Genomic DNA, 23,741 nt, shown 5'->3' on the forward strand with positions numbered 1-23,741 from the left:
TCCGGACGGAGGTGGTTCCGGCTTCTTCCATGAGGATCACACAATGGACAGAAGCAACGATATCTACCAGAAAGTCACCGACCAGATTATTGCTGAGCTGGAAAACGGCAATGTGCCGTGGATCCGCCCGTGGCGCGATGGCGAGCCGCCGTTCCCGATCAATGCGTTATCCGGTCGACCGTATCACGGCATCAACGTACCGCTGCTGTGGAACAGCGCCGACAAGCAGAGCTTCGCCAGCGACCGCTGGCTGACGTTCCATCAGGTCAGCGCGCTCGGCGGGCAGGTGCGCCGGGGGGAGAAATCCTCTCTGGCGGTGTTGTATCTGCCGCGCACACAGGAAGAGACCGATGCACTCGGCCAGCCGTTGCTGGATAAAGACGGCGAGCCGAAGGTGTGGCATTTCGGGATCGTCCGCGAGTTCCGGCTGTTTAATCTGTCGCAGTGCGACGGCCTGCCGCAGACACTGTCTGAGCCGTTCACCCGGCCTGCAGAGCCTGTGGAGATGGCCGAAGCCGTTGTGCGAAATAGTGGCATCACGCTGCGTCATCGCCGCCAGTCGAAAGCGTATTACAAACCCGCGACCGACCTGGTGATGATGCCGCACCCGCAGCAGTTTGAAAGCAGCGAGGCGTACTATGCCACGCTACTGCATGAACTGACGCACGCCACCGGTCACGCTTCACGCCTGAACCGCCCGGGTATTGCCGGAGCGGAACGCACCGAAGCGCTCTACGCCGCTGAAGAATTAGTGGCGGAGATGGGGAGCGCCTTCCTGTGCGCCCATTGCGGCATTCAGGGCAGGCTCCAACACGCCAGCTATATCGGCTACTGGCTGGATATTCTGCGCCAGGACAAGCGGGCAGTGATCCGCGCCAGCGGTATGGCGCGCCACGCCAGTGAATGGCTACTCAACGCGGTACCACAACCCTGTCAGCTTAGCGCCTGACAGCCCACCCGAACGGGAGTCTTCCCCGCCGGGGAATTGCTCCCCTTTTTTCTGGAGTGATATATGGGACTCGATCTCTTCTTTTTCGAACGGGCAAAAAACGCGCCCGATGAAAGCCAGTACGCCAGAGTGGGTTATTTCCGCAAGGTGAACCCGTTACTTAAATGGGTGGATAAACACGTCGGGCTGGTACGAAACCAGGTGCTGTTAGAAGTCACCAAAGCACATTTGCAGACACTTCTGAGTGACCTGCAGAGCCTGACGCCGGATAACTGCGGCGCGGTTTATCCCACGATTGACGGCTTTTTCTATGGATATACCGATTATGGAGAACACTACTGGAAAGATGTCCGCGCCGTCACCCATTGGGTGAAAGAGACGCTGGAGATGTTTGATTTTGAACGAGACAGGCTGATGTTTTATGCCTGGTGGTAGTTTTAAAGTGGCCGACAATACGTCGGTCACTTTTCACACGTCAACCAGAAATACACCGCAAAATATGCACATGAGAGTATAAATTTTTACTAATAAAAATGTAAAAGGCCCAAAGGGAGACACTTCAAAGGAAGGGCGACAAGGGCAAAGGGGCCTGCCCGGAAAGGGGAAATATGCTGAAGTGGCTACAAAGACCATCCCAGAGCCAGCCACCTGCGCCAGACGCTGCGCTGCCGGAGGGCTGGTTTGCGCCACTATCCTCAGAACAATTGCTGGCGACGCCGTTACGCCAGTCCTGTCTGCACCAGTTACGGCAACTGACCCCGCTGCCGGATACCCTGTTCGATAGCTGGATCCTCACTGCGATTCACCGCTTCGCCGTACTGGTGCAGCTGCTACCTGCCTCCCAAAGTCATCACCATTCCACTCCCGGCGGGTTGCTGGATCATTCGCTGGAAGTTGCCTGCAACGCCATCCGGTTGCGCCAGGGTTATCTGCTGCCACCGGAAGCGGGTGCAGAAGAACAAGCCCGACAGGCCAGCGCATGGACGGTCACGGTAGTCTGCGCAGCATTGCTGCACGATACGGGAAAAATCGCCGTGGATATGGAGATTCATCAACGTGATGGCACCCGCTGGCATCCGTGGCAGGGTAATCTGGCACAGCCTTATCGCTGGCAGTACCAGAGCCACGGTCGCGACTATCATCTGCATCCGGCGGCTACCGCAATGCTGATTAATCAGTTGATACCCTCGCCATTACTGGACTGGCTGGCCGGATACCCGGCGGTTTTTGCGTCCCTGATTTATCAGCTCACAGGACACTACGAACGGGCTGGCGCACTGGCTGAACTGGTGCAGCAGGCCGATAAAGCCTCTGTCGCCCGATACCTCGGCGGCGATATCAAAACCGCGCTGGCGCAAAAGCCCTCTTCCTTCCCCCAGCAACTTCTTACAGCCTTGCGGTCGCTGGTACAGAACGAGTACCGGCTCAATAATCCCGAATGCGGATCCGATGGCTGGCTAACGGAGAATGCGTTGTGGCTTATCAGCAAAACCACCGCCGACCGGGTTCGCGCCTGGCTGCTCCAGCATGGCGTAGCCAGCGTACCGGAAAATAATAACCGCCTGTTTGACGAACTGCTGGCACATCAGCTTATCGTTGCCAATGAGGATAAAGCGATCTGGCGCTGCATTATCCGATCGGATAAAGGCTGGTCGCCCGTTGAACCGCTGACGCTGCTGCGCCTGACACCATCTGCAATCTGGGAGCCAGGCGAACAACGGCCCGCCTGTTTTGCCGGTGATGTGACGCCGGTAAGCGAAGCTGAACCCGTCCCTGAACTTAGCACACCGACTCAACCGCTGCCGGAGATAGCAGACGACCCGAGGCTTGGTGACAATAATAATTTCCTGCAGTGGCTGAAGAACCACACCAGCCCTTCAGGCACGGTGAATACCCGGAACGGCAAGGTACATGTGGTGGAGAACCATCTTTTCTTGATTTCGCCGGGGATCTTTAAGATATACGCCTCAGAAACCACTGGAGACACCGGCGACGGCTGGAAACTGGCACAGCGAATGTTTCAGGAGTCAGGGCTTGCCCTGCGCTGTAATGATGACAGTTTTATCTGGACCTGCGAGGTTCGCGCTCCACAAAAAACGGGGCAGTTGAAAGGATTTCTGATGGAGGATCCTAGGCTGGTGCTTGGAGAGAAAATGCCGGTGAATAACCTGTGGCTGAAATTGCTGCGTGTATAGCAAGTTATATCAAAATACTCTCTTCCACCGAGCTACAGCGAATGGGCTTTAATACCTAAAGAGCCGTATGATATTCAATAATTGATTTCAATTCCTCAGGCGAAAAAGGCGGATTACGTCGATGTAACATGGCATGGCAATTAGGGCAGACGGGAATAAGATCTTTTTTGGGATCCAGAGAGTAATTCTCTTTGATGTCTGATAGCGGAATCAGGTGATGTATATGGATAAAATCTTTTGCTATCTCACCATACACCTTCATCATATCAATACCACATACTCTGCACAGACAACCATGCCAGGCTAATGCGGCCTGTCGGGCCTTACGGTCGCGTTCATAGCGGTTAACCGTTACCTGCGTAGCTGCACCTTCATTAAATACGCTCTGCGGCGGCAGTTCATCAGGAAAAATACTGATGGCAGGCTGCTCGTTACCTAAATTTTTCTCAACGATCTGGAACCCTTGATCGGTAAGCAACTTGACGCATTTCGACTTGATACCACCGCTAAAATCTTCAGGGGAAAACTCAACGCCGGTCATATTTGAAGCAGCAATACCGACTATAGCTTTCGGTGGATAACTGCGCCCTTCAAAGACCACATCATACAGCCGGGACTCGCTGAACTGGTGGCGTACACCTTCATCATAGGCGCGCATAGCCGCAATAATGCATTCCCTGGTAAGCTGGTCTGGCAGTTTCTTCTTCATTTACAACTCATCATCCCTGAAACGACATATGCTAACTCTTTATTTTATAGCATATTAATTTATCCGGTGATAAACAGCACTCTTCAATTTCGCGTTACCGGGATACGGACATCAGTGCAGCGGCAGCGTAACGTAGCGGCAGAGAAACCGCGCTTCATGCTGATTGTCCAGCCGCACCTGAAAGACATCGTGTGTATCCTGCTCGAATGCGTATTCGCGCCACTCCAGCAGCCCCTGTTGGTTCATGCGGATAATAATCTGATCGGGCGTTTCGCCCTGATTCAATGCTTCGACTACCTGTTGCAGGGGAAGCGGTAGCGTCTGAGCAGGCCACATCACTTCAACGCTCACGAGCTGGCGGTGTGTCCGGGGTGACATCGGTAGTTTCCTCCATGGCTAGAATTTAGCGGTTAATTAGCCATGAAATAGGGGCATTTTTCACGTTTGCAAGTTTTACCAGGAGACCTCACTTAAAGGTCGATACATCTCAGGTAGTTTATGGATAAGGAGATGAAGTCCCTTCACAGACAAATCCACAAAGCCTGCACCAAGCTTCTGAGGATATGTCGATGAAAACCATTTTTTAAATATATGATCTGTAATCCAGAAACACCTTACAGCGAATTGCCAAAACTGCTGCCTGCTATGGATGCAAAGTGCTTAAAGCGTACATGAGTGATTGCATAGCAACTGCAGAGCTGATAGCTGCGGATTAGCGAATCCCAGAACAGGGATTCTAAGTTACTCCATAAAACATAATAATTGTAATTGAAATTTGTAGCCAAAAATGGACAAATAGCTATAATCCAAGCAATTACTTATTTAATTTTTTTTGATTCTTGCTATGTTCTAAGGAAAATATTCTTAAGAGGATTTGAAATAGTGGCTAGCTTAAATGTATTTCTGAGTGTTGGAAGTGTAGCAAATAGTGAACAAGAAGCTTTTGTTCAGGCTGTAGAGGAGCGGCTCAGAAGTGAAGGTTTAACACCTCTGACACTTGGACGTAGCTATTTTAGTTCTGAAGCTCCCTTGAAAGCCATAACAGAACTAATGGATACTTGTGAGGGAACAGTTGTAATTGCCCTCGAACGGTTGTATTTTCCTTCAGGGACTGAACACAGAGGAGGTGAGAATGAACTCTTTCTGTCGCATACAAGTATCGCTACTCCCTGGAATCAAATTGAAGCCGCACTTTCTTACAGTCGTGAACTGCCTTTACTTGTTATTGTTGCGAAAGAGGTTAGAACTGAAGGTTTGCTTGAACCTGGTTATGATTGGTATGTACAGCGAGTTGAACCGAAATCTACCGCACTACATTCTAATGAGTTCAATGGCATTCTTGCATCTTGCAAGTTGGAAAACCAAATTAGGCGAGCAAAAAATAAAAAACAAGCCTAAAATTGAATTTGAAAAGATGACAATTGGAGAAATTCTTTCTCATTTAAAACCAGTGCATGTTTGGGGTATTGGTTGTATTTTTACCTCAATAACCTTAGGCGCTTTTGCATTAGGTTCAAAACTATTCGGCTGGCTTTCATAAAAATATGCTTAGTATGGGTTTAGTATATTTCAGTGATGAATTTTTCTCCATTATAACAATCTATTATAAATAGGGAATATTCAAACGCCAGCACTAGTAATCTATAATTACAGGCTTGTAACTACTTTCAGATTAGTAAACTCAATCAAAACACTCAAGATTCTCACCCTTTTAATTTCAACTCACGCTTTGCTTCAATTAAAATAGACTCAAGCAATGTATTAATTAATATTTGACTTCTTTCTGATGCTTCAAAACTATCAATCTCATCCTGCCACCAAGAAGGATATATTTTATCATGCTCAACAATGTATTCCCCCAATAATTGAGAAGCTTTTTTTGACAAGGTAAATGAAGATAAATGAGATATTCTTGTTAACTCCTTCATCCCTTTCACGTATTCTGAACGAAGATCTTCTTCCTCCTCTTTAGATAAGGCCTGAAATGTTTCATCTTGATACTGCGTACTCTCTGTCTGAGCGAACCAATAATCTTCAGCTCTCTTGATTTTGTATATATACTCAGTAACTTCAAGAAAAGCTGTTAGTTTCTTTTCCCACCACTTTTCCTTATAGAATCTCGTCAGAGCATATCTTGCCGTAAAAAAAGCAACGATCAATCCTGTTATAGCACCAGAAAGTAATATTAATCCAGGTTTAATTACGAACTCGGTCCAGTTCATCATATCTCTCAGTTCTAGTTATAAAAATTTAACGCTAATTACGTCATAAAAATCAAGTTATTCTACATAATAGCTTTTTTTCAAGAATAAACAATGAGTGAAATAGATCCGCTGTAACATCAATGTTCATCCAATATCTGCATCATCCATAATCCCCAGTCCTGGCTTTGAAATCAGCAGATCTTTGGGCTTCCCGCCGCATAAACTGCAGTTTGCCAAACCTAATAGCCAACCTCCCGCCCATTTTACGTTCCTTAAACAGCGAGAATATCTTCCCGACCGCTTTCCAACCTTTCGGCCCAGCGTCAAGAGTGGCAGAACGAAAAACCACGTTTACCGACAATTCAAACGCTGTCAGTCACACAGAATCAGCCACTATTCTAAATTTAAATTCTTCTAGTTGTCGGTTACTACGTTTATGGAAGCTCATATGGTCAATAGCACCTCCCTGCAACTTTTTGAATCCATACGGCAACATATGCCTGAAGAGCAGTTAACATCCCGATAATCTACCTACCACTGCATCATCTTCATGTGCTCTTCCATGTGTATAAGCCACCGAGGACATGTCGATAAAAAGCATTTTTTTAAACATATAGTCAAAACATGTTTATGGTATCGACACGTTGCGGTGATATGTCGATAAAAAACGTTTTTTTAAACATATGGATTTACAGTAGGATTTATCGCCAGTCAAAATGACCTTTCTTCATAGCACTTCAACGGACCGCCCTCTGAAGTGCTATCCCGGTTTGCGATAAAAGAAAATGCTCCGGATACGATTTGTAACTTACTACTCACATTGCGCGTCTGAACGCCTCCGCCATTTGTTCCTGCTCCCGGTAAGGAAGAGTAAGGCGGTCCGCAATAGTTCTCCACTGGCAGACTATCCCACGGAAGCTGGCAATAATCTCATCAGCGTCGGTCAATTTCAGGCGAAAGTATTCAGCAACTTCCCTGGCTAATTCCATATCCAGCGCGTTATCTGCCTCAGTAATATTGAGCTTCAGGCCATCAGATCTGGGAACCGGATTTATATCGTAGGCTTCAGAAAGTCGCCATCCTTTATCGGGTACCAGAATAAACCCGTGGTTTCGCAAATGATCATCAGAGTTAGAGACCAGAATATTAAAAACAATGCGTGACCAGAGCTCCTGAAGGTCTGCATTCGTCTGTGCGCCATTTCTGATGAGAACTTCAGCAAGTTCCAGATAGCTGACTCCTGTTGAGTAATCGTCCCCATCCTGGTGTCGGGTCAACGTCATGGCAGATGCAAAATGAAGACGCTGACCAGCATCGGTACGGTCAAAACGACGCACCATAAAACAATGATGATCGCTGGCGAATTTTCGCGCTTGTGCAGAAGCCACATTAAGGCCACAACCGACAGCCAGAGCGTTAACAACCATCTCCCAACCACCGACATCGTATTCATCTCTTGTACTCGGAAATTTGGCGATATAGAGATGTCCGTTGTCATCCGCAACACTTGCTTTTGGTCGTGCGCCCCCGAGAGAACCGCCTGGTGCTATTAGCATTCTTAGCCATTCATGGCCCATCAATGCTCTGTTATCCGGATCATCCTCAAGTGACCGACTGGCTCTTTCTAATGCGGCAATTTCGGTAAATGGAGGGGCCGCAACATCCATTCGATTATCAAGAAATTCGCCTTCATCTTCTAACTTGTAACGCAGAGCACCAACCCGATAAAGATCATGTACACCCAGCAGATAGTCGGATTCGTGCAATTGTGTCCCTTCAGGCAGAAGCCCTTCTCGAATATCCCGTCCCAGACGTCTTTTCATCAGCATTCGCCCCCAGCGGTCAGGACTGGAGTCACCAAAAACACCAAATTTATCGCGCGGTGGTGTTGGATACTGCGCTCCTCCAAACAAGACTATTTCAGGGTCAAGCTGCAGGAAGTTAAGCTCGGGATCGGCTAAAGCATCCGGATCGTACTCAAATTCAAATAATTCCCGCGCACGGGTCCGGCGACTATGCAAAAAGCCGATTCGTCTGGGGCCATGCAGGCCATCCCAGTCCGCATACACGCCAATCATTGCCATAGTCAGTTACCTTTTAGGATTTTTTATTGGTTTTAACAGTGCAGCCAAGGATGCCGATGTCGCGGCAGGTGTTTTTAGTTCGGCATTTGCTGATTTTTTTGATGGGGTCATGGATTGCTTACCGGACGCGTCACGTTTTACCACATTCCCGGTATGCCTGTTTGTGCGAGAAACTGCAGAAGGACGAGAAGAATACGTTTTGTTTATTAACCTGGAATCCTGGAGCAGGCGTCCTTGCTCATCCTCGGCGGCAAGTTTGTTTAGATCCCTTTCAAGCCCTAAGATCTGCATAACAGACAAGTAAGCGCCGATTGTCACACCAGCCCCTCCCGATTCAAGAGAACGCAGTGTCATTGGTGACATTCCAGCCCGTTCAGCAACCTGCTTTGCTGTAAGTTTGCGTCTCAGACGCGCCAGCTTAAGGCGCTCACCAAACTCAACAAGCAACTGATTAGTCTCTGGAAGCAAAGGCGCTGTTTTTTTAGCCATTGTGATAATATTTTATCTTTTTTATATGGATGATGCCATTATATTAGCACATTAACAGTTAACCTGTACGAGCTGTAGGTTGTAAGTACGGGAAGAAGAAATAATGCTAATATTACTTCAAGAAATCATAAAAAACGCCAGAATATTTACACTTTATTGTAATCACATAGTAAAGTTGTTAGCGACGAGAAGACGCCATGGAGGAGGTTTGTAATAGAGGTTAGAAATGTCTGCCCCTACATAAGCAACTCAGCATTAAAAATAAATCAATATCTCCCTACTCCCCCGACTCAACCTCATCCTGCGCCGCCAGCAGAACCAACTCTGACTTTGATACCAACAAATCTTTCGGCTTGGCACCACGCAGCCTGCGGTTTGCCGAGCCGAACCAGATAGCCAACCCCCACGGGGTCTTACGTTCTTTGAACAGCGAGAGAATAAGCCTGACAACCTTGAGAGGCCGCATTTTCTCATCCAAAACATAATCCGGGTACAAATCCTCCCCGTCGACCTTCAGCGAGAAAATCTTCCCAGCGGCTTTCCAGCCTTTCGGGCCAGCATCAGGATCGGCGGAACGAAAACCCGCTTTTGCCGATAGCTCAGATGCCGTCAGCCATTCCGAGTCGGCCAGTATCCGGGCTTTCAGCTCCTCTAGCTGCCGGTCATTGCGCTCCTGGAAACTCATATGGTCGAGTGCGCCTCCCGGCGACTTTTTGAAGCCATAAGGCACAACATGCCTGAACCGGTTTGCATCCAGATAATCCGCCCACCACTGCATCATTTCCCGGCGCTCTTCCAGGTGCTGCGCCTTATGGATATACGCCGCCCGCACGCGCTTACGCTCCTGATGGCTCATCTGGCGCTCTACCGCGTCGCTTGACCACAGGCCCGACTCCACCAGCGCGCTGCAGGCCATAGTGCGAAAACCGTGGCCGCAGACGTCTTTCTGGGTGTCGTAGCCCATCACCCGCAGCGCTTTGTTGATGGTGTTTTCGCTCATCGGTTTGCGGTAGTTATGATCGCCGGGGAATACCAGTTCAGTTCCCGGCCGGCAATGCTGCCGCACCTCGTGCAGCAGTTCGATGGCCTGACGGGACAATGGGACCAGGTGTGGGGAGTGCATCTTCGCCCCACGCGCTGAATATTTAACGCCGGGGATCGGCTCACGCTCAGCGGGGATTGTCCACATGGCGTTACGCAGGTCAATTTCATCCCAGCGGGCAAAGCGCAGTTCGCTGGAGCGGATAAACAGCAGCAGCGCCAGCTTTACCGCCAGTTGAGTCAGTTGACGGCCTTTGTAATCGTCGATTCTTTCCAGGAAATCAGGGATAAGATTCAGATCCAGTGCAGGGTGGTGACGCACTTTGGGCGTGGAAACCGCGCCGGTTAAATCTGATGCAGGGTTTGTATCGATAATGCCGTTCTGGACGGCGTAGCGCATCACGCAGGCAGTGCGCTGCTGAAGCCGGGAAGCAACATCCAGTTTGCCCGCTTTCTCCACCTCCTTGATGGGCACCAGCAGATCTTTGACCTTCATTTTGGTGATGTCACAGCTGCCGTTCGTGGGAAAGACGTAAAGCTCGAAGTAACGCAGCACCCGCTTCTTATGTTCCGCCGACCAGTTAACGTTACTGGTGACCCATTCGCGTGCCACAGACTCAAACGTATGTTCCGGCGTTATAGCAAGGCGTTCAGCCTTTCGGTGTGCGCTCGGATCGATGCCGGAAATCAGCAGTAATTGGGCCTCTTCACGCATGCGTCTTGCCTGTGCAAGCGTCAAAAGCGGATAAGGTCCTAAAGCGAGCTTTTTCTCTTTGTTTACAAAGCGGTACTTGATGTACCAGCGTTTTGAACCGTTAGGGTTAACCAGCAGGTAAAGTCCATGCGAGTCACTGAGCTTATACGGCTTGCCACAAGGCTTGGCGTGGACTATAGCGCGATCTGTTAGTGCCATTTTGGGGCCTCACTATTATCGAACTACGTCTAAGCCCCCAATTTGGCCCCCAAATCGCGTGGATGTCAATGGATGAAAAATGACCAACACGGAAAGACCACAAAATAAAAATTGTTATTACCGAAAAATAAATTATCTTTTAATTACAGACGGATATGGACGAATTTGGACGAAAATGGACACAAAAAAAGCCACCCTTAGGTAGCTAATTATTGCATCACTTGGTGCCGAAGGCCGGACTCGAACCGGCACGTATTTCTACGGTTGATTTTGAATCAACTGCGTCTACCGATTTCGCCACTTCGGCACTGAAGAGGTATGCGGAAAACGTTGTGGATTATACCTGCAACTCCCTCACGCGCAACAGTTATCCCTTGCCCCATAACTCGGATGCTGAAAAAACCAGCATCCGATTCTGCACATCACCGCTTAACCAGTGCCCCAAACACCTCAGCCACCGCAACGGCTCCCGGGTCCGGCACGCCGTTCAGGTTCTCGCTGTTCACGTATGACGAGCGACCGGCATTGGCCTTCTGAATCTGTGCCGTCGCCTCCGCACCCTGCTTCGCCGCTTTAACCGCAGCCTCCAGCCCCTCACCCGCCAGCGCCTCCAGCGCGGGTTGCAAGGCGTCGATTAACGTTCTGTCACCCAGGCCCGCGCCGCCGTAGCGTTTCATTTGCTGCAAACCAACTTGCAATGCCTGAGCCAGTTGTTCCCCTTCCGCCACTTTCTGCCCGGCAGCGGTAAAGAAGATCGACATCAGCACCCCACTCGAACCGCCCATCACGGTAGCCAGCCGCTCGCCGATAAGCAGTAATAGCGCACCGGTATCGTTAAGCGGCAGTTGCCCGGCATCGAGCTGGTGTTTGATGTCGCGCGCGCCTTCAGCAAACGTCGAGCCGGTGTCGCCATCGCCCACTTTGGCATCCAGCGCGTTTAGCCGGTTCTCCAGGCCGATTAACGTGTCGGTCGCCGTGGCGACAATCTGCTTCGTGGCGGCGTTCTCGCTGGGCGTAACGTCCATGCGATTGTAAATCGGGTTATGCGGCTGGGCTTTCACCGTGCGGAACGGCACGGGCGGCTGCCAGCCCGCCGTCTCAACGCTGGCCTTTAACGCCTTTTCAAATGTCTCATCCAGCGTGATGGCTGAAAGCGAGAAGCCTTTCATATCCAGCGCGCTCACCAGCGCCGCCGGGCCAATCAGGTAATCAATCTGCTCGCTCAGGCGCGAGTGCGCCAGCTCTTTAGTCAGCAGCGCCATCTCAAGTGCGGAAACCCCACCCAGGTTATTGATCATTACCGCCAGCCGGGCATCCGGCCCGGTTTTTTGCTGCAGCGCATCCACCAGTTGCGTCACAATCTCTTTGCTATTATGCGTCTCGACGATGCTGGCACCCGGCTCGCCGTGAATCCCCAGCCCCAGCTCAATTTTACCCGGCTGGATGCGGTTCTCTTCTTCGCTGCCCGGCAGGTTGCAGGTCTGCATCGCCACGCCCAGGCTCCAGACGCGCTGGCTGGCGGCATGGGCCAGGTCGCGTACTTCGCTCAGGGATCTCCCCTGCTCCGCCGCGAATCCGGCGATTTTATGCACCAGCGCCGTACCCGCAATACCGCGCGGCTGTTTGTTATCCGGCAGGGCGATGTCGTCCGCCACAATCACCATCTCAACCTTCAGACCGTGGCGTTTGGCTTTCTCCGCCGCCAGGCCGAAGTTGAGCCGGTCGCCAGTGTAGTTTTTGACGATTAACAGGCAGCCGCGATCGCCGGTTACGGCGACAATCGCGTTCAGTACCGCATCCACGCTCGGCGAGGCGAACAGGTCGCCGCACACCGCTGCGGTTAACATCCCTTTACCGACGAACCCGACGTGTGCCGGTTCATGGCCCGCGCCGCCGCCGGAAATCACCGCCACTTTGCTTTTATCCCAGTCGCTGCGCACCACGACGCGTATCGCCGGGTCGATATCCAGCCGCGTCAGGTTACGATGCTGTGCGGCGAGAATAACACCTTCAATTGCATCGTTGACCAGCTGTTTGCGTTCGTTAAAAAAGAATCTGGACATGTTTTCCAAAAAATAAGTAAACCGTATGCAAAGCATAGTCGGTGATGCGGGATATGCCGCAAAGTCAGCATTTTACCGATGTTCTTTCGTGGTGAATTGCCTATGATTTAAGCGAAACCACCACAAGGAAATTCACCATGACCGCACCGCTGCTTATCGCCCGAACGCCGGACGTGACGTTAAACCTGCTGCCGCAAATGGCCAACCGCCACGGGCTGATCACCGGGGCGACAGGGACCGGTAAAACCGTCACGCTGCAAAAGCTGGCGGAATCGTTATCCGATATCGGCGTGCCGGTATTTATGGCGGATGTGAAAGGTGATTTAACCGGTATCGCGCAGGAAGGCGCGGCATCGGAAAAACTGCTGGCCCGGCTGAACGGTATCGGCATCACCGACTGGCAGCCACACGGCAACCCGGTCATGCTGTGGGATATCTTCGGCGAAAAAGGCCATCCGGTGCGGGCCACGGTCTCGGATCTCGGGCCGCTGCTGCTTGCCCGGCTGCTGAACCTGAACGAGGTGCAGTCAGGGGTGCTGAATATCATTTTCCGCATCGCGGATGAGCAAGGGCTGCTGCTGCTCGATTTTAAAGATCTGCGTGCCATTACCCAGTACGTCGGCGATAACGCCAAATCATTCCAGAACCAGTACGGCAATATCAGCAGCGCGTCGGTAGGCGCTATCCAGCGCGGGCTACTGACTCTTGAGCAGCAGGGAGCCAATGCGTTCTTCGGCGAGCCGATGCTGGATATCAAAGACTGGATGCGCACCGATGCTAGCGGCAAAGGCATCGTGAATATCCTGTCGGCGGAAAAGCTGTATCAAATGCCGAAACTTTACGCTGCCAGCCTGCTGTGGATGCTCTCCGAACTGTATGAGCAACTGCCGGAAGCGGGCGATCTCGACAAACCTAAACTGGTGTTTTTCTTCGACGAGGCGCATTTGCTGTTTAACGATGCCCCACAGGTATTGGTGGATAAAATCGAACAGGTGATCCGCCTTATCCGCTCGAAGGGCGTTGGCGTGTGGTTTGTATCCCAGAATCCGTCGGATGTCCCCGATATGGTGTTAGGCCAGTTGGGCAACCGGGTGCAGCACGCGCTACGCGCCTTTACGCCAAAAGACCAAAAGGCGGTGAAAGCGGCGGCGCAAACCATGCGCGCTAACCCGGCCTTTGATACCGAAGAGGCCATTCAGGCGCTGGGCACCGGCGAGGCGCTAATCTCGTTTCTGGATGCCAAAGGCAGCCCCACCATGGTTGAGCGTGCCATGGTGATTGCTCCCTGCTCGCGGATGGGGCCGGTGAATGAGGATGAGCGCAACGGGTTGCTTAATCACTCTTCGCTGTATGGCAAATATGAGGACGCGGTCGACCGCGAGTCCGCGTATGAAATGCTGCAAAAACGCGTGGCGGATGCACCGGAGCAAAGCAACGCGCCAGCGGCTAAAGGCGCTCAGGCGACAGAGGACGACGGCCTTATCGGCGGGTTAAAAGATATTTTGTTCGGCAGCACCGGGCCGCGAGGCGGCAAGCGTGACGGCGTGGTGCAGACCATGGCAAAAAGCGCAGTACGCCAGGTGACCAACCAAATCGTGCGCGGGATGCTGGGGAGTATTCTGGGCGGCAGGCGGCGTTAGCGGTTGGCTGGCGCAGGCAATAAAACAAAGGGTGCAATCTGCACCCCTTGTCTTTACGACTTACGGATGAGTAGCCAGAGGCTGATCAGGAAGAAGCTGGCGCTTGGCAACAGCGCGCCCATTATCGGCGGGATGTTGTACACCAGGCTCAGCGGGCCAAATATCTGGTCGAGCACGTAGAACAGGAAGCCGAAGCTAATCCCCGTTACCACCCGCACGCCCATCGGTACGCTACGCAGCGGGCCAAAGATAAACGACAGCGCCATCAGCATCATCACCGCCACGGAAAGCGGCTGGAAGATTTTGCTCCACATGTTGAGCTGATAACGGCTGGCATCCTGGCCGCTGGACTTCAGATAACGTACATACTCGCGCAGCCCGCTAATAGATAGCGCATCCGGGTCCAACGCCACCACGCCCAGTTTGTCCGGCGTAAGTTTGGTCTTCCAGGTTCCGGTCACCGTCTGGGTGCCGGTGATCTGCTTATCATTGGTCAGATTAGATTCATCCACCTGTGACAGCTGCCAGACGCGCGTTTCCGGGTTAAATGTCGCGGTAGCGGCGTAGCGAACCGTCTGTAGACGACGCTGATCGTTAAACGAATAGATACTGATGCCGCCCAGCTCGTTATCGCCTTTTACGCGTTCGATGTAGACAAAATTATTGCCGTCTTTCGCCCACAGGCCTTGCTGGGTGGAGAGCAGCGAACCGCCATACATCATCTGCGCACGGTAGTTACGCGCCATCTGTTCGCCCTGCGGCGCAACCCATTCACCAATCGCCATGGTCAGCAATACCAGCGGGATCGCGGTTTTCATTACTGACAGCGCTACCTGCATACGGGTAAAGCCGGATGCCTGCATCACCACCAGCTCGCTACGCTGAGCCAGCATGCCAAGCCCCAGCAATGCGCCGAGCAGCGCCGCCATCGGGAAGAAAATCTGCACGTCTTTCGGCATGCTAAGCAGGGTATACATCCCTGCACCAGTGGCGGAATAGCTCCCTTCACCGGTTCTTTTCAGCTGATCGACAAACTTGATCACGCCAGAAAGCGATACCAGCATGAACAGCGTCATCATGATGGTGTTAAAAATCGTTTTGCCGATATATCGGTCAAGTACGCTAAATCCCGGCATTCACCACTCCTCGATGCGAAAAACGGCTGCGCAATTTACGCATCGGCACCGTATCCCACAAGTTCAGGCCGATCGCTAACGCCAGATACGCCAGGTTCACCGCCCACATCCAGATCAGCGGGTCGAGCTTGCCTTTAGCGCCATTGGAGCGTAGTGATGTTTGCAGCAAGAAGAAGATTAAATACAGCAGCATCGCGGGCAGCATAGAAAGTACGCGGCCCTGGCGCGGGTTCACCACGCTCAACGGCACCACCATCAGCGCCATGACGATAACGGCGAATACCAGCGTCAAACGCCAGTGAAATTCCGCGCGCGCCTGGCGTTTATCCGATTCCCACAGCGCTTTCATGCTCATCTGTTCAGAATCTTCAGGATCGAGCGCAACCGCCTGGTGGCCAATCACCGCTTTGTAATCTTTAAAGTCTGTGATGCGGAAATCACGCAGCATCGCGGTGCCTTCAAAGCGGGTTCCCTGATTCAGGGTCACCACCTGAGTGCCGTCTTTGCGCTGTGACAGCTCGCCGGAATCCGCCACCACGACGGAAGGCCGCGCATTCCCACGTGGCCGCAGTTGCGCCAGGAACACCTCATTAAATTTGCTGCCGTCAACGCTTTCAATAAACAGCACGGCGTTGCCGTCGGTGGCCTGCTGGAACTGCCCCTGCGCCAGCGCCGCCATGCCAGGGTTAGCTTTAGCTTCGGCCAGCACTTCATCCTGATGACGGGACGACCAGGGGCTGGCCCACATCACGTTGACCGTCGCCACAATGCCGGTAAACAGCGCGAGGATCATCGCCGCTTTGACCAGCACCGCTTTACTCAGGCCGCAGGCATGCATCACCGTGATTTCACTCTCGGTATACAGTTTGCCCAGCGTCATCAGTAGCGCGAGAAACAGGCTTAAAGGAAGGATCAGTTGCGCCATAGCAGGCACGCCTAAACCCAATAAGGAAAGCACCAAATTTGTCGGGATCTCGCCGTCGACTGCCGCACCCAAAATCCTGACGAGCTTCTGGCAAAAGAAGATCAGCAGCAGGATGAACAGTATCGCCAGTTGGCTTTTGAGCGTCTCCCGGACCAGATATCTTATGATTATCACATTAAATACGCCTGTGAATACGAGTCTTTTTGCAGGAAAATCGCTTGTTTCATGGCTTAAACGTCATTTATTCTCTTGAGTCGTCGAAAAGATCGCTAAGATATGTAAACTCAGCGGTAAGTACTTAAGATGTTGACGCGCCTAAACCGTAACAACATTCGTTAAGATTAACACGAAAGTCATCGCAACAGCGGAGCAAAGCGTTACGAAAGCGTTCAATTCTATCCGTAGCCGCCGTTGTTGTCTTTAAGATTCAGGAGCGTAGTGCATGGAGTTCAGTGTAAAAAGCGGTAGCCCCGAAAAGCAGCGGAGTGCCTGCATTGTTGTCGGTGTTTTTGAGCCGCGCCGCCTCTCCCCGATAGCCGAGCAGCTGGATAAAATCAGCGACGGCTATATCAGCGCACTGCTGCGTCGCGGTGAACTGGAAGGCAAGCCAGGCCAAACCCTTCTGCTTCACCACGTTCCGAACGTGCTCTCTGAACGTATCTTGCTGATTGGCTGCGGTAAAGAGCGTGAACTGGATGAGCGCCAGTACAAGCAGGTGATCCAGAAAACCATTAACACCCTTAACGATACCGGTTCGATGGAAGCGGTGTGTTTCCTCACCGAACTGCACGTTAAAGGCCGCAATACTTACTGGAAAGTGCGCCAGGCGGTGGAAACCGCGAAAGAGTCGCTTTACTGCTTCGATCAACTCAAAACCAACAAAAGCGAACCGCGCCGTCCGCTGCGTAAGATGGTGTTCAACGTGCCGACGCGCCGTGAGCTGACCAGCGGCGAACGCGCTATCCAGCACGGCCTGGCGATTGCCTCCGGCATCAAGGCCGCGAAAGATTTAGGCAATATGCCGCCGAACATCTGCAACGCCGCGTACCTCGCCTCCCAGGCGCGCCAGCTGGCTGACTCGTTCAGCAAAAACGTGGTAACCCGCGTGATTGGCGAACAGCAGATGAAAGATCTCGGCATGCACTCCTACCTGGCAGTGGGCGCTGGCTCGCAGAACGAATCCCTGATGTCGGTGATGGAATATAAAGGCAGCAGTGCGCCGGACGCCCGTCCGATCGTGCTGGTGGGCAAAGGCCTGACGTTTGACTCCGGCGGTATTTCCATCAAGCCATCCGAAGGCATGGACGAGATGAAATATGACATGTGCGGCGCGGCGGCGGTTTATGGCGTGATGCGCATGGTAGCGGAACTGCAACTGCCGCTGAACGTGATTGGCGTGCTGGCGGGCTGTGAAAACATGCCAGGCGGGCGGGCCTATCGTCCGGGCGATGTGCTGACCACCATGTCCGGGCAAACCGTAGAAGTGCTGAATACCGACGCCGAAGGCCGTCTGGTGCTGTGCGACGTGCTGACCTACGTCGAGCGCTTCGAGCCGGAAGTGGTGATTGATGTGGCGACGCTGACCGGTGCCTGCGTGATTGCCCTGGGCCATCACATTACCGGGTTGATGTCGAACCACAATCCGCTGGCCCACGAGCTGATCGGCGCTTCCGAACAGGCTGGCGACCGCGCATGGCGTTTACCGCTCAGCGATGAGTATTACGAACAGCTCGACTCTAACTTTGCGGATATGGCTAACATCGGCGGCCGTCCTGGCGGCGCGATCACTGCCGGCTGCTTCCTGTCGCGTTTTACCCGCAAATACAACTGGGCGCACCTGGATATCGCCGGTACCGCCTGGCGCTCCGGTAAAGCCAAAGGCGCAACCGGGCGTCCGGTCGCGATGCTGGCGCAGTTCCTGTTGAACCGCGCCGGATTTAACGGCGAAGAATAACAGCGTACAGTAAGCATCCTGTCACAGCCCGGTTCTCGCCGGGCTGTGCGTTTAAAGTCATCACAAGAAGCCCCATATTATGAAGAGTGCAACCTTCTATCTGCTGGACAACGATACCCATCAGAACGGCCTGAGCGCCGTTGAACAACTGGTGTGTGAGATCGCCGCAGAACGCTGGCGGGCGGGTAAACGTCTTCTGATTGCCTGTGAAAACGAAGCCCAGGCGATTCGCCTTGATGAAGCGCTGTGGGCGCGCGATCCGGACAGTTTTGTGCCACATAACCTGGCGGGTGAAGGGCCGCGCGCCGGGGCGCCAGTCGAGTTAGCCTGGCCGCAAAAACGCGGCAGCAGCGCGCGCGATGTGCTGATCAGCCTGCTGCCGGGGTTTGCAGATTTTGCCACCGCTTTCCCGGAAGTGATAGACTTCGTCCCTTACGAAGAAACCCAGAAACAACTGGCTCGCGAACGCTATAAAGCCTATCGCGTGGCTGGTTTCCACTTGACCACGGCCACCTACGGCGCCGCAAAGACATAGCAGAAATGGAAAAGACATATAACCCACAAGATATCGAACAGCCGCTATACGAGCACTGGGAACAGCAGGGCTACTTTAAACCCAATGGCGACGAAAGCCAGGAAAGCTTCTGCATCATGATCCCGCCGCCGAACGTCACCGGCAGTTTGCATATGGGTCACGCCTTCCAGCAAACCATCATGGACACCATGATCCGCTATCAGCGCATGCAGGGCAAAAACACCCTGTGGCAGGCGGGCACCGACCACGCCGGTATCGCCACCCAGATGGTGGTTGAGCGCAAAATTGCCGCCGAAGAGGGCAAAACCCGTCACGACTATGGCCGCGATGCGTTCATCGACAAAATCTGGCAGTGGAAAGCAGAATCCGGCGGCACCATTACCCGCCAGATGCGCCGTCTGGGCAACTCCGTGGACTGGGAGCGCGAGCGCTTCACCATGGATGAAGGCCTGTCCAACGCGGTGAAAGAAGTGTTCGTGCGCCTGTATCAGGAAGACCTGATTTACCGCGGCAAGCGCCTGGTAAACTGGGACCCGAAACTGCGCACCGCGATCTCCGATCTGGAAGTGGAAAACCGCGAGTCTAAAGGCTCGATGTGGCACATCCGCTATCCGCTGGCCGACGGCGCGAAAACCGCTGACGGCAAAGATTATCTGGTTGTTGCCACCACCCGTCCGGAAACCCTGCTGGGCGATACCGGCGTAGCCGTTAACCCGGAAGATCCGCGCTACAAAGATCTGATCGGCAAATTCGTGGTGCTGCCGTTGGTTAACCGCCGCATTCCGGTTGTTGGCGACGAGCACGCCGATATGGAGAAAGGCACCGGCTGCGTGAAAATCACCCCGGCGCACGACTTCAACGACTACGAAGTGGGCCGTCGTCACGCCCTACCGATGATCAACATTCTGACCTTTGACGGCGATATCCGTGAAAGCGCAGAAGTGTACGACACCAAAGGCAACGAATCCGACGTTTACTCCAGTGAGATCCCGGCGCAGTTCCAGAAGATGGAACGCTTTGCCGCGCGTAAAGCCGTTGTGGCGGCCATTGATGAACTCGGCCTGCTGGAAGAGATCAAACCGCACGACCTGACGGTTCCTTATGGCGATCGCGGCGGCGTGGTTATCGAACCGATGCTGACCGACCAGTGGTACGTGCGCGCCGACGTGCTGGCGAAACCGGCCGTGGAAGCGGTGGAAAACGGCGATATCCAGTTCGTGCCTAAGCAGTATGAAAACATGTACTTCTCCTGGATGCGTGACATTCAGGACTGGTGTATCTCCCGCCAGCTGTGGTGGGGCCACCGTATTCCGGCGTGGTATGACGACCAGGGCAACGTGTACGTGGGCCGTAGCGAAGACGAAGTGCGCCAGCAAAACAACTTGGGCGCGGACGTTGCGCTGCGTCAGGACGAAGACGTGCTGGACACCTGGTTCTCCTCCGCGCTGTGGACGTTCTCTACCCTCGGCTGGCCGGAAAACACCGACGCGCTGCGTCAGTTCCACCCGACCAGCGTGATGGTGTCCGGCTTCGACATCATCTTCTTCTGGATTGCCCGCATGATCATGATGACCATGCACTTCATCAAAGATGAAAACGGCAAGCCGCAAGTGCCGTTCCACACGGTATACATGACCGGCCTGATCCGCGATGACGAAGGCCAGAAGATGTCCAAATCCAAGGGTAACGTGATTGACCCGCTGGACATGGTGGACGGTATCTCCCTGGAAGAGCTGCTGGAAAAACGCACCGGCAACATGATGCAGCCGCAGCTGGCCGAGAAAATCCGCAAGCGCACCGAGAAGCAGTTCCCGAACGGCATTGAGCCGCACGGCACCGATGCCCTGCGCTTCACCCTGGCGGCGCTGGCCTCTACCGGCCGCGATATTAACTGGGATATGAAGCGTCTTGAAGGCTATCGCAACTTCTGTAACAAGCTGTGGAACGCCAGCCGCTTTGTGCTGATGAATACCGAAGATCAGGATTGCGGCTTCAACGGCGGCGAGAAAGTGCTGTCTCTGGCAGATCGCTGGATCCTGGCGGAATTCAACCGCACCGTGAAAGCCTACCGTGAAGCGCTGGATAGCTACCGTTTCGATATCGCAGCGGGCATCCTGTATGAGTTCACCTGGAACCAGTTCTGCGACTGGTATCTGGAACTCACCAAGCCGGTAATGAACGGCGGTTCTGAAGCGGAACTGCGCGGCACCCGCAATACGCTGGTCAACGTGCTGGAAGGTCTGCTGCGCCTGGCGCACCCGATTATTCCGTTTATCACCGAGACCATCTGGCAGCGCGTGAAAGTGCTGAAAGGCATCGATGCCGATACCATCATGCTGCAACCGTTCCCGGCTTACGACGTGGCGCTGGATGACGAAGCGGCGCGTACCGATACCGAATGGCTGAAGCAGGCGATTGTGGCAGTGCGTAATATCCGCGCGGAAATGAACATCGCGCCGAGCAAACCGCTGGACGTGCTGCTGCGCGGTGCCAGCGCCGATGCTCAGCGCCGCGTGAACGATAACCGCAGCTTCCTGCTGAACCTGGCGCGTCTGCAAAGTATCACTCTGCTGGACGACGGCGACAAAGGCCCGGTGTCGGTGACCAAAATCATCGACGGCGCGGAATTGCTGATCCCGATGGCAGGTCTTATCGATAAATCCGCTGAGCTGGCGCGTCTGGCCAAAGAAGTGGAAAAAGTTGAGATCGAAATCGGCAAGATCGAAAGCAAGCTGGGCAACGAAGGCTTTGTAGCCCGCGCGCCGGAAGCGGTGGTGGCGAAAGAGCGCGAGCGTCTGCAGGCGTTCCATGATGCCAAAGCGACGCTGATTGAGCAGCAGGGCGTGATTGCCGCGCTGTAAGCGTTTAGGTTGAACGAAAAAGCCGGGTTTGTTAACCCGGCTTTTTTATTGATATCGACTCAGTAACTTCATTCTAAAGATTAAGTAAAAGGAATAGTGACTATCAGCCCGCGTGACAGCACCGTCATGAACCCTAACTTCATTACCTCGTCTGAATCCTGAATGTCCTCAAGAGATCCAATAACTTCACTATGGGAAGCCATATACCGTAGTAAACGTATTTTAGCCCAGGGATAAGCCAGGCCACATGTCACTGCAACCAACGCAAAGTTGCTTAACAGTAGCCATACCATGTGAGAGAAATTTAACGTTGATGAGAAGCGAATGTTATTGCCTAACGTTAATGCTGACCAAAAATAATTGCGGCAGGCAGTCAATAAATACCCAACGCACACCAGAATGGCCAGAAAATAAATTAAATAGCTTGTGACGATAACGTCAATATGGTTTGCAAAAATGTTCGCTTCGATTTCCGACTGGCTTAACCCAGACATGATTGAAAGTGAAACCTCTGAAAATAGGGGTGCATTAATCTTTATTAATACCCCAATAAACGGTAATAGCATCAAATAACTTAACATGCTTATCTTTATGCACTGTTTAGTGTTAATGAATGCAGAAAACCGTAAGTTACCGAATGAGGATGAGCCAGCGAACATTCTCATCCACATCGCCATAGATATTCCATTGATAATGCCAAGTAAAATAAACGCCATCAGCACCAGTATTATAGTATTTACGATCAATCCGTTGAGACTATCGGGTGAAGGCATTGCTTTCATAAATCCAAATAAAATCAAAGCGCAAGCAATCATCAGTAACAGCGGGCAACCCATCATTACCCACCATGCTCGTAGCAGAGAGCAATGAAAAGAAAAGCGGATACCATTTAACCTGGTCATTAACGCCTGATAGCGCAAACTCAGCACAATACCCCATGGAATAAACAGCACAAAAAGAAGCAACATGATACTGGCGGCAACGGCTTTTTGATTTACCAACACCACAACAAATATAACGTATAAGATAAAAAACAGTAGCCAACTAACAAAAATCGCGCTGCCCTTTGCATGATAGCTAAAAAAGGCACCTGACAACTCTGTTTTCGAACAAATATATTTCCTGGTTTTCACCACCGCCCAGGGAAGATAAATCCCAAGCGTAATTATCGTCAAGAAAGCATTAACTAACCAGATACCAAAATACTCAATCCCTTTGCCATGAAAAACAAAGGTGTGTCGCCTGTCGGCATTTTTTTCCAGATCCATTTCGCTACAGTCCCTTAGCCATAAAATAATTTACTCGTGTTCGCATTTACTATTGCAACACAGCCATTAAGTAAGTTAAATGCATAACCGGCTCAGAAGCATTTTTTTCAGAATCTTGCGAATAGAAATTAACAGTGGTATTAAAGGCGATACATTTTGTTAATTTTTCTGAGCGCTGTCATGACCATAGCTACCCGGGTTGACCTCTCGTTGCGCCCGATCGCCCCTCACGATAATGCCGCCATTGCGAGCGTCATCCGTACTGTTTCCGCTGAGTACGGCTTAACTGCCGACAAAGGCTACACCGTGGCCGATCCCACCCTGGATACTCTGTACGAACTTTATAGCCAGCCGGGGCACGCCTACTGGGTGGTCGTACGAGACGGAAAAGTGGTCGGCGGCGGCGGCGTTGCGCCGCTGTCATGCAGCGAGCCGGATATCTGCGAGCTGCAAAAGATGTATTTTTTGCCGGAAGCGCGCGGTCAGGGCCAGGCCAAGAAACTGGCGCTGATGGCGATGGATTTCGCTAAACAGCAGGGCTTTACCCGCTGCTATCTGGAAACCACCGCTTTCCTGAAAGAAGCCATCGCGCTGTATGAGCACCTGGGGTTTTCCCGTATCAGCGAACCGCTCGGCTGTACCGGTCATGTGGATTGCGAAGTGCGGATGCTGAAAAGCCTCTGATCTCTCTTCTCTGAGCGTGTTCCCGCGTATAAAAAACCTCGCCTCTGTTCATCAGGAGGCGAGGTTTTTTTGCTCAAGGCATCATGTTGAG

The 23,741-nt window shown here is 52.5% G+C and carries 19 protein-coding genes and 1 tRNA gene; 9 read left to right on the forward strand and 11 right to left on the reverse strand.

The genetic code is table 11. The annotated features are described in order from the left end of the window. Window positions 1-43: 43 nt before the first annotated feature. The 3 genes from FND52_RS11455 to mobH all read left to right on the forward strand — a co-directional run bounded on the left by FND52_RS11455 (window position 44) and on the right by mobH (window position 3,144). The gene (locus FND52_RS11455) at window positions 44-949 is read left to right on the forward strand and encodes an ArdC family protein (RefSeq protein ID WP_144130907.1); all 906 of its coding nucleotides are present in this window, start codon (window positions 44-46) and stop codon (window positions 947-949) included. A 63-nt stretch (window positions 950-1,012) separates the two neighbouring features. After that, the gene (locus tag FND52_RS11460; protein WP_144130909.1) at window positions 1,013-1,384 is read left to right on the forward strand and encodes a hypothetical protein; all 372 of its coding nucleotides are present in this window, start codon (window positions 1,013-1,015) and stop codon (window positions 1,382-1,384) included. A gap of 173 nt (window positions 1,385-1,557) precedes the next feature. Continuing rightward, window positions 1,558-3,144 carry a MobH family relaxase gene (gene mobH, locus FND52_RS11465; protein ID WP_144130911.1) on the forward strand — a complete coding sequence of 529 codons (1,587 nt, stop codon included), beginning with the start codon at window positions 1,558-1,560 and terminating at the stop codon, window positions 3,142-3,144. 55 nt (window positions 3,145-3,199) lie between these two features. On the opposite strand, the gene FND52_RS11470 is transcribed toward mobH, so the two are convergent. Both FND52_RS11470 and FND52_RS11475 read right to left on the reverse strand, forming a co-directional pair. Then, a complete protein-coding gene (locus FND52_RS11470) occupies window positions 3,200-3,853 on the reverse strand; it encodes an HNH endonuclease (RefSeq protein ID WP_144130913.1) in 654 nt (217 codons plus the stop codon). Window positions 3,854-3,964: 111 nt separating this feature from the next. Next, entirely contained in the window at window positions 3,965-4,231 is a 267-nt protein-coding gene (locus FND52_RS11475; RefSeq protein ID WP_144130915.1) for a hypothetical protein, read from the reverse strand. A gap of 390 nt (window positions 4,232-4,621) precedes the next feature. Here FND52_RS11475 and FND52_RS11480 point away from each other — a divergent pair, with 390 nt between their 5' ends. Beyond that, the gene (locus FND52_RS11480; RefSeq protein ID WP_208737505.1) at window positions 4,622-5,251 is read left to right on the forward strand and encodes a hypothetical protein; all 630 of its coding nucleotides are present in this window, start codon (window positions 4,622-4,624) and stop codon (window positions 5,249-5,251) included. A gap of 305 nt (window positions 5,252-5,556) precedes the next feature. Here the strand turns inward: FND52_RS11480 and FND52_RS11485 are convergent, their stop codons facing one another. From FND52_RS11485 to FND52_RS11510, 6 genes are all read right to left on the reverse strand, one after another. Beyond that, window positions 5,557-6,078 (reverse strand): hypothetical protein, encoded by a 522-nt coding sequence (locus FND52_RS11485; RefSeq protein ID WP_144130917.1) that lies wholly within the window; start codon window positions 6,076-6,078, stop codon window positions 5,557-5,559. Window positions 6,079-6,872: 794 nt separating this feature from the next. Continuing rightward, the gene (locus FND52_RS11490; RefSeq protein ID WP_144130919.1) at window positions 6,873-8,141 is read right to left on the reverse strand and encodes a type II toxin-antitoxin system HipA family toxin; all 1,269 of its coding nucleotides are present in this window, start codon (window positions 8,139-8,141) and stop codon (window positions 6,873-6,875) included. 6 nt (window positions 8,142-8,147) lie between these two features. Then, window positions 8,148-8,630, reverse strand: a complete 483-nt coding sequence (locus tag FND52_RS11495) for a helix-turn-helix domain-containing protein (protein ID WP_144130921.1) — start codon at window positions 8,628-8,630, stop codon at window positions 8,148-8,150. Between the two features lie 277 nt (window positions 8,631-8,907). Next, window positions 8,908-10,584, reverse strand: a complete 1,677-nt coding sequence (locus tag FND52_RS11500; RefSeq protein WP_144130924.1) for a tyrosine-type recombinase/integrase — start codon at window positions 10,582-10,584, stop codon at window positions 8,908-8,910. Window positions 10,585-10,806: 222 nt separating this feature from the next. Further along, window positions 10,807-10,891 (reverse strand) — tRNA-Leu (locus tag FND52_RS11505). A 115-nt stretch (window positions 10,892-11,006) separates the two neighbouring features. After that, a complete protein-coding gene (locus tag FND52_RS11510; RefSeq protein ID WP_144130926.1) occupies window positions 11,007-12,647 on the reverse strand; it encodes a dihydroxyacetone kinase subunit DhaK in 1,641 nt (546 codons plus the stop codon). A 137-nt stretch (window positions 12,648-12,784) separates the two neighbouring features. On the opposite strand from FND52_RS11510, the gene FND52_RS11515 reads away from it, so the two are divergent. Then, window positions 12,785-14,287 (forward strand): helicase HerA-like C-terminal domain-containing protein, encoded by a 1,503-nt coding sequence (locus FND52_RS11515; protein WP_144130928.1) that lies wholly within the window; start codon window positions 12,785-12,787, stop codon window positions 14,285-14,287. A 53-nt stretch (window positions 14,288-14,340) separates the two neighbouring features. On the opposite strand, the gene lptG is transcribed toward FND52_RS11515, so the two are convergent. Both lptG and lptF read right to left on the reverse strand, forming a co-directional pair. Beyond that, the gene (lptG, locus tag FND52_RS11520; RefSeq protein ID WP_125293046.1) at window positions 14,341-15,423 is read right to left on the reverse strand and encodes an LPS export ABC transporter permease LptG; all 1,083 of its coding nucleotides are present in this window, start codon (window positions 15,421-15,423) and stop codon (window positions 14,341-14,343) included. Next, complete coding sequence (gene lptF / locus FND52_RS11525) at window positions 15,410-16,522, reverse strand: LPS export ABC transporter permease LptF (RefSeq protein WP_125293045.1); 1,113 nt, start codon at window positions 16,520-16,522, stop codon at window positions 15,410-15,412. The genes lptG and lptF overlap by 14 nt, the downstream gene beginning before the upstream one ends. A 268-nt stretch (window positions 16,523-16,790) precedes the next feature. On the opposite strand from lptF, the gene pepA reads away from it, so the two are divergent. The 3 genes from pepA to FND52_RS11540 all read left to right on the forward strand — a co-directional run bounded on the left by pepA (window position 16,791) and on the right by FND52_RS11540 (window position 21,698). Beyond that, window positions 16,791-18,302, forward strand: coding sequence for a leucyl aminopeptidase (gene pepA / locus FND52_RS11530; protein ID WP_125293044.1), 1,512 nt, complete (start codon window positions 16,791-16,793; stop codon window positions 18,300-18,302). Window positions 18,303-18,381: 79 nt separating this feature from the next. Beyond that, window positions 18,382-18,837 (forward strand): DNA polymerase III subunit chi, encoded by a 456-nt coding sequence (gene holC, locus FND52_RS11535; protein WP_125293043.1) that lies wholly within the window; start codon window positions 18,382-18,384, stop codon window positions 18,835-18,837. Window positions 18,838-18,842: 5 nt separating this feature from the next. Then, window positions 18,843-21,698, forward strand: a complete 2,856-nt coding sequence (locus FND52_RS11540) for a valine--tRNA ligase (RefSeq protein WP_144130930.1) — start codon at window positions 18,843-18,845, stop codon at window positions 21,696-21,698. A gap of 80 nt (window positions 21,699-21,778) precedes the next feature. Here the strand turns inward: FND52_RS11540 and FND52_RS11545 are convergent, their stop codons facing one another. Continuing rightward, window positions 21,779-22,966, reverse strand: a complete 1,188-nt coding sequence (locus FND52_RS11545; protein WP_144130932.1) for a YjgN family protein — start codon at window positions 22,964-22,966, stop codon at window positions 21,779-21,781. Window positions 22,967-23,146: 180 nt separating this feature from the next. Between FND52_RS11545 and FND52_RS11550 the strand changes: the two genes are divergently transcribed. After that, on the forward strand, window positions 23,147-23,650 hold the full coding sequence (locus FND52_RS11550; protein WP_125293040.1) for a GNAT family N-acetyltransferase: 504 nt from the start codon (window positions 23,147-23,149) through the stop codon (window positions 23,648-23,650). The last annotated feature ends 91 nt before the right edge of the window (window positions 23,651-23,741 follow it).

Origin of the sequence: Atlantibacter subterraneus (assembly GCF_007570865.1) — a bacterium.
GTDB lineage: Bacteria > Pseudomonadota > Gammaproteobacteria > Enterobacterales > Enterobacteriaceae > Atlantibacter > Atlantibacter subterraneus.

Bases quoted from the DNA above. Each gene is read 5' to 3' on its own strand.
- FND52_RS11475 (WP_144130915.1), bottom strand. From the start codon at position 4,231: ATGTCACCCCGGACACACCGCCAGCTCGTGAGCGTTGAAGTGATGTGG.
- FND52_RS11500 (WP_144130924.1), bottom strand. From the start codon at position 10,584: ATGGCACTAACAGATCGCGCTATAGTCCACGCCAAGCCTTGTGGCAAG.
- lptG (WP_125293046.1), bottom strand. From the start codon at position 15,423: ATGCCGGGATTTAGCGTACTTGACCGATATATCGGCAAAACGATTTTT.
- FND52_RS11490 (WP_144130919.1), bottom strand. From the start codon at position 8,141: ATGGCAATGATTGGCGTGTATGCGGACTGGGATGGCCTGCATGGCCCC.
- FND52_RS11485 (WP_144130917.1), bottom strand. From the start codon at position 6,078: ATGATGAACTGGACCGAGTTCGTAATTAAACCTGGATTAATATTACTT.
- FND52_RS11550 (WP_125293040.1), top strand. From the start codon at position 23,147: ATGACCATAGCTACCCGGGTTGACCTCTCGTTGCGCCCGATCGCCCCT.
- FND52_RS11540 (WP_144130930.1), top strand. From the start codon at position 18,843: ATGGAAAAGACATATAACCCACAAGATATCGAACAGCCGCTATACGAG.
- pepA (WP_125293044.1), top strand. From the start codon at position 16,791: ATGGAGTTCAGTGTAAAAAGCGGTAGCCCCGAAAAGCAGCGGAGTGCC.
- FND52_RS11455 (WP_144130907.1), top strand. From the start codon at position 44: ATGGACAGAAGCAACGATATCTACCAGAAAGTCACCGACCAGATTATT.
- FND52_RS11470 (WP_144130913.1), bottom strand. From the start codon at position 3,853: ATGAAGAAGAAACTGCCAGACCAGCTTACCAGGGAATGCATTATTGCG.
- mobH (WP_144130911.1), top strand. From the start codon at position 1,558: ATGCTGAAGTGGCTACAAAGACCATCCCAGAGCCAGCCACCTGCGCCA.
- FND52_RS11510 (WP_144130926.1), bottom strand. From the start codon at position 12,647: ATGTCCAGATTCTTTTTTAACGAACGCAAACAGCTGGTCAACGATGCA.
- FND52_RS11545 (WP_144130932.1), bottom strand. From the start codon at position 22,966: ATGGATCTGGAAAAAAATGCCGACAGGCGACACACCTTTGTTTTTCAT.
- holC (WP_125293043.1), top strand. From the start codon at position 18,382: ATGAAGAGTGCAACCTTCTATCTGCTGGACAACGATACCCATCAGAAC.
- FND52_RS11495 (WP_144130921.1), bottom strand. From the start codon at position 8,630: ATGGCTAAAAAAACAGCGCCTTTGCTTCCAGAGACTAATCAGTTGCTT.
- FND52_RS11460 (WP_144130909.1), top strand. From the start codon at position 1,013: ATGGGACTCGATCTCTTCTTTTTCGAACGGGCAAAAAACGCGCCCGAT.
- FND52_RS11515 (WP_144130928.1), top strand. From the start codon at position 12,785: ATGACCGCACCGCTGCTTATCGCCCGAACGCCGGACGTGACGTTAAAC.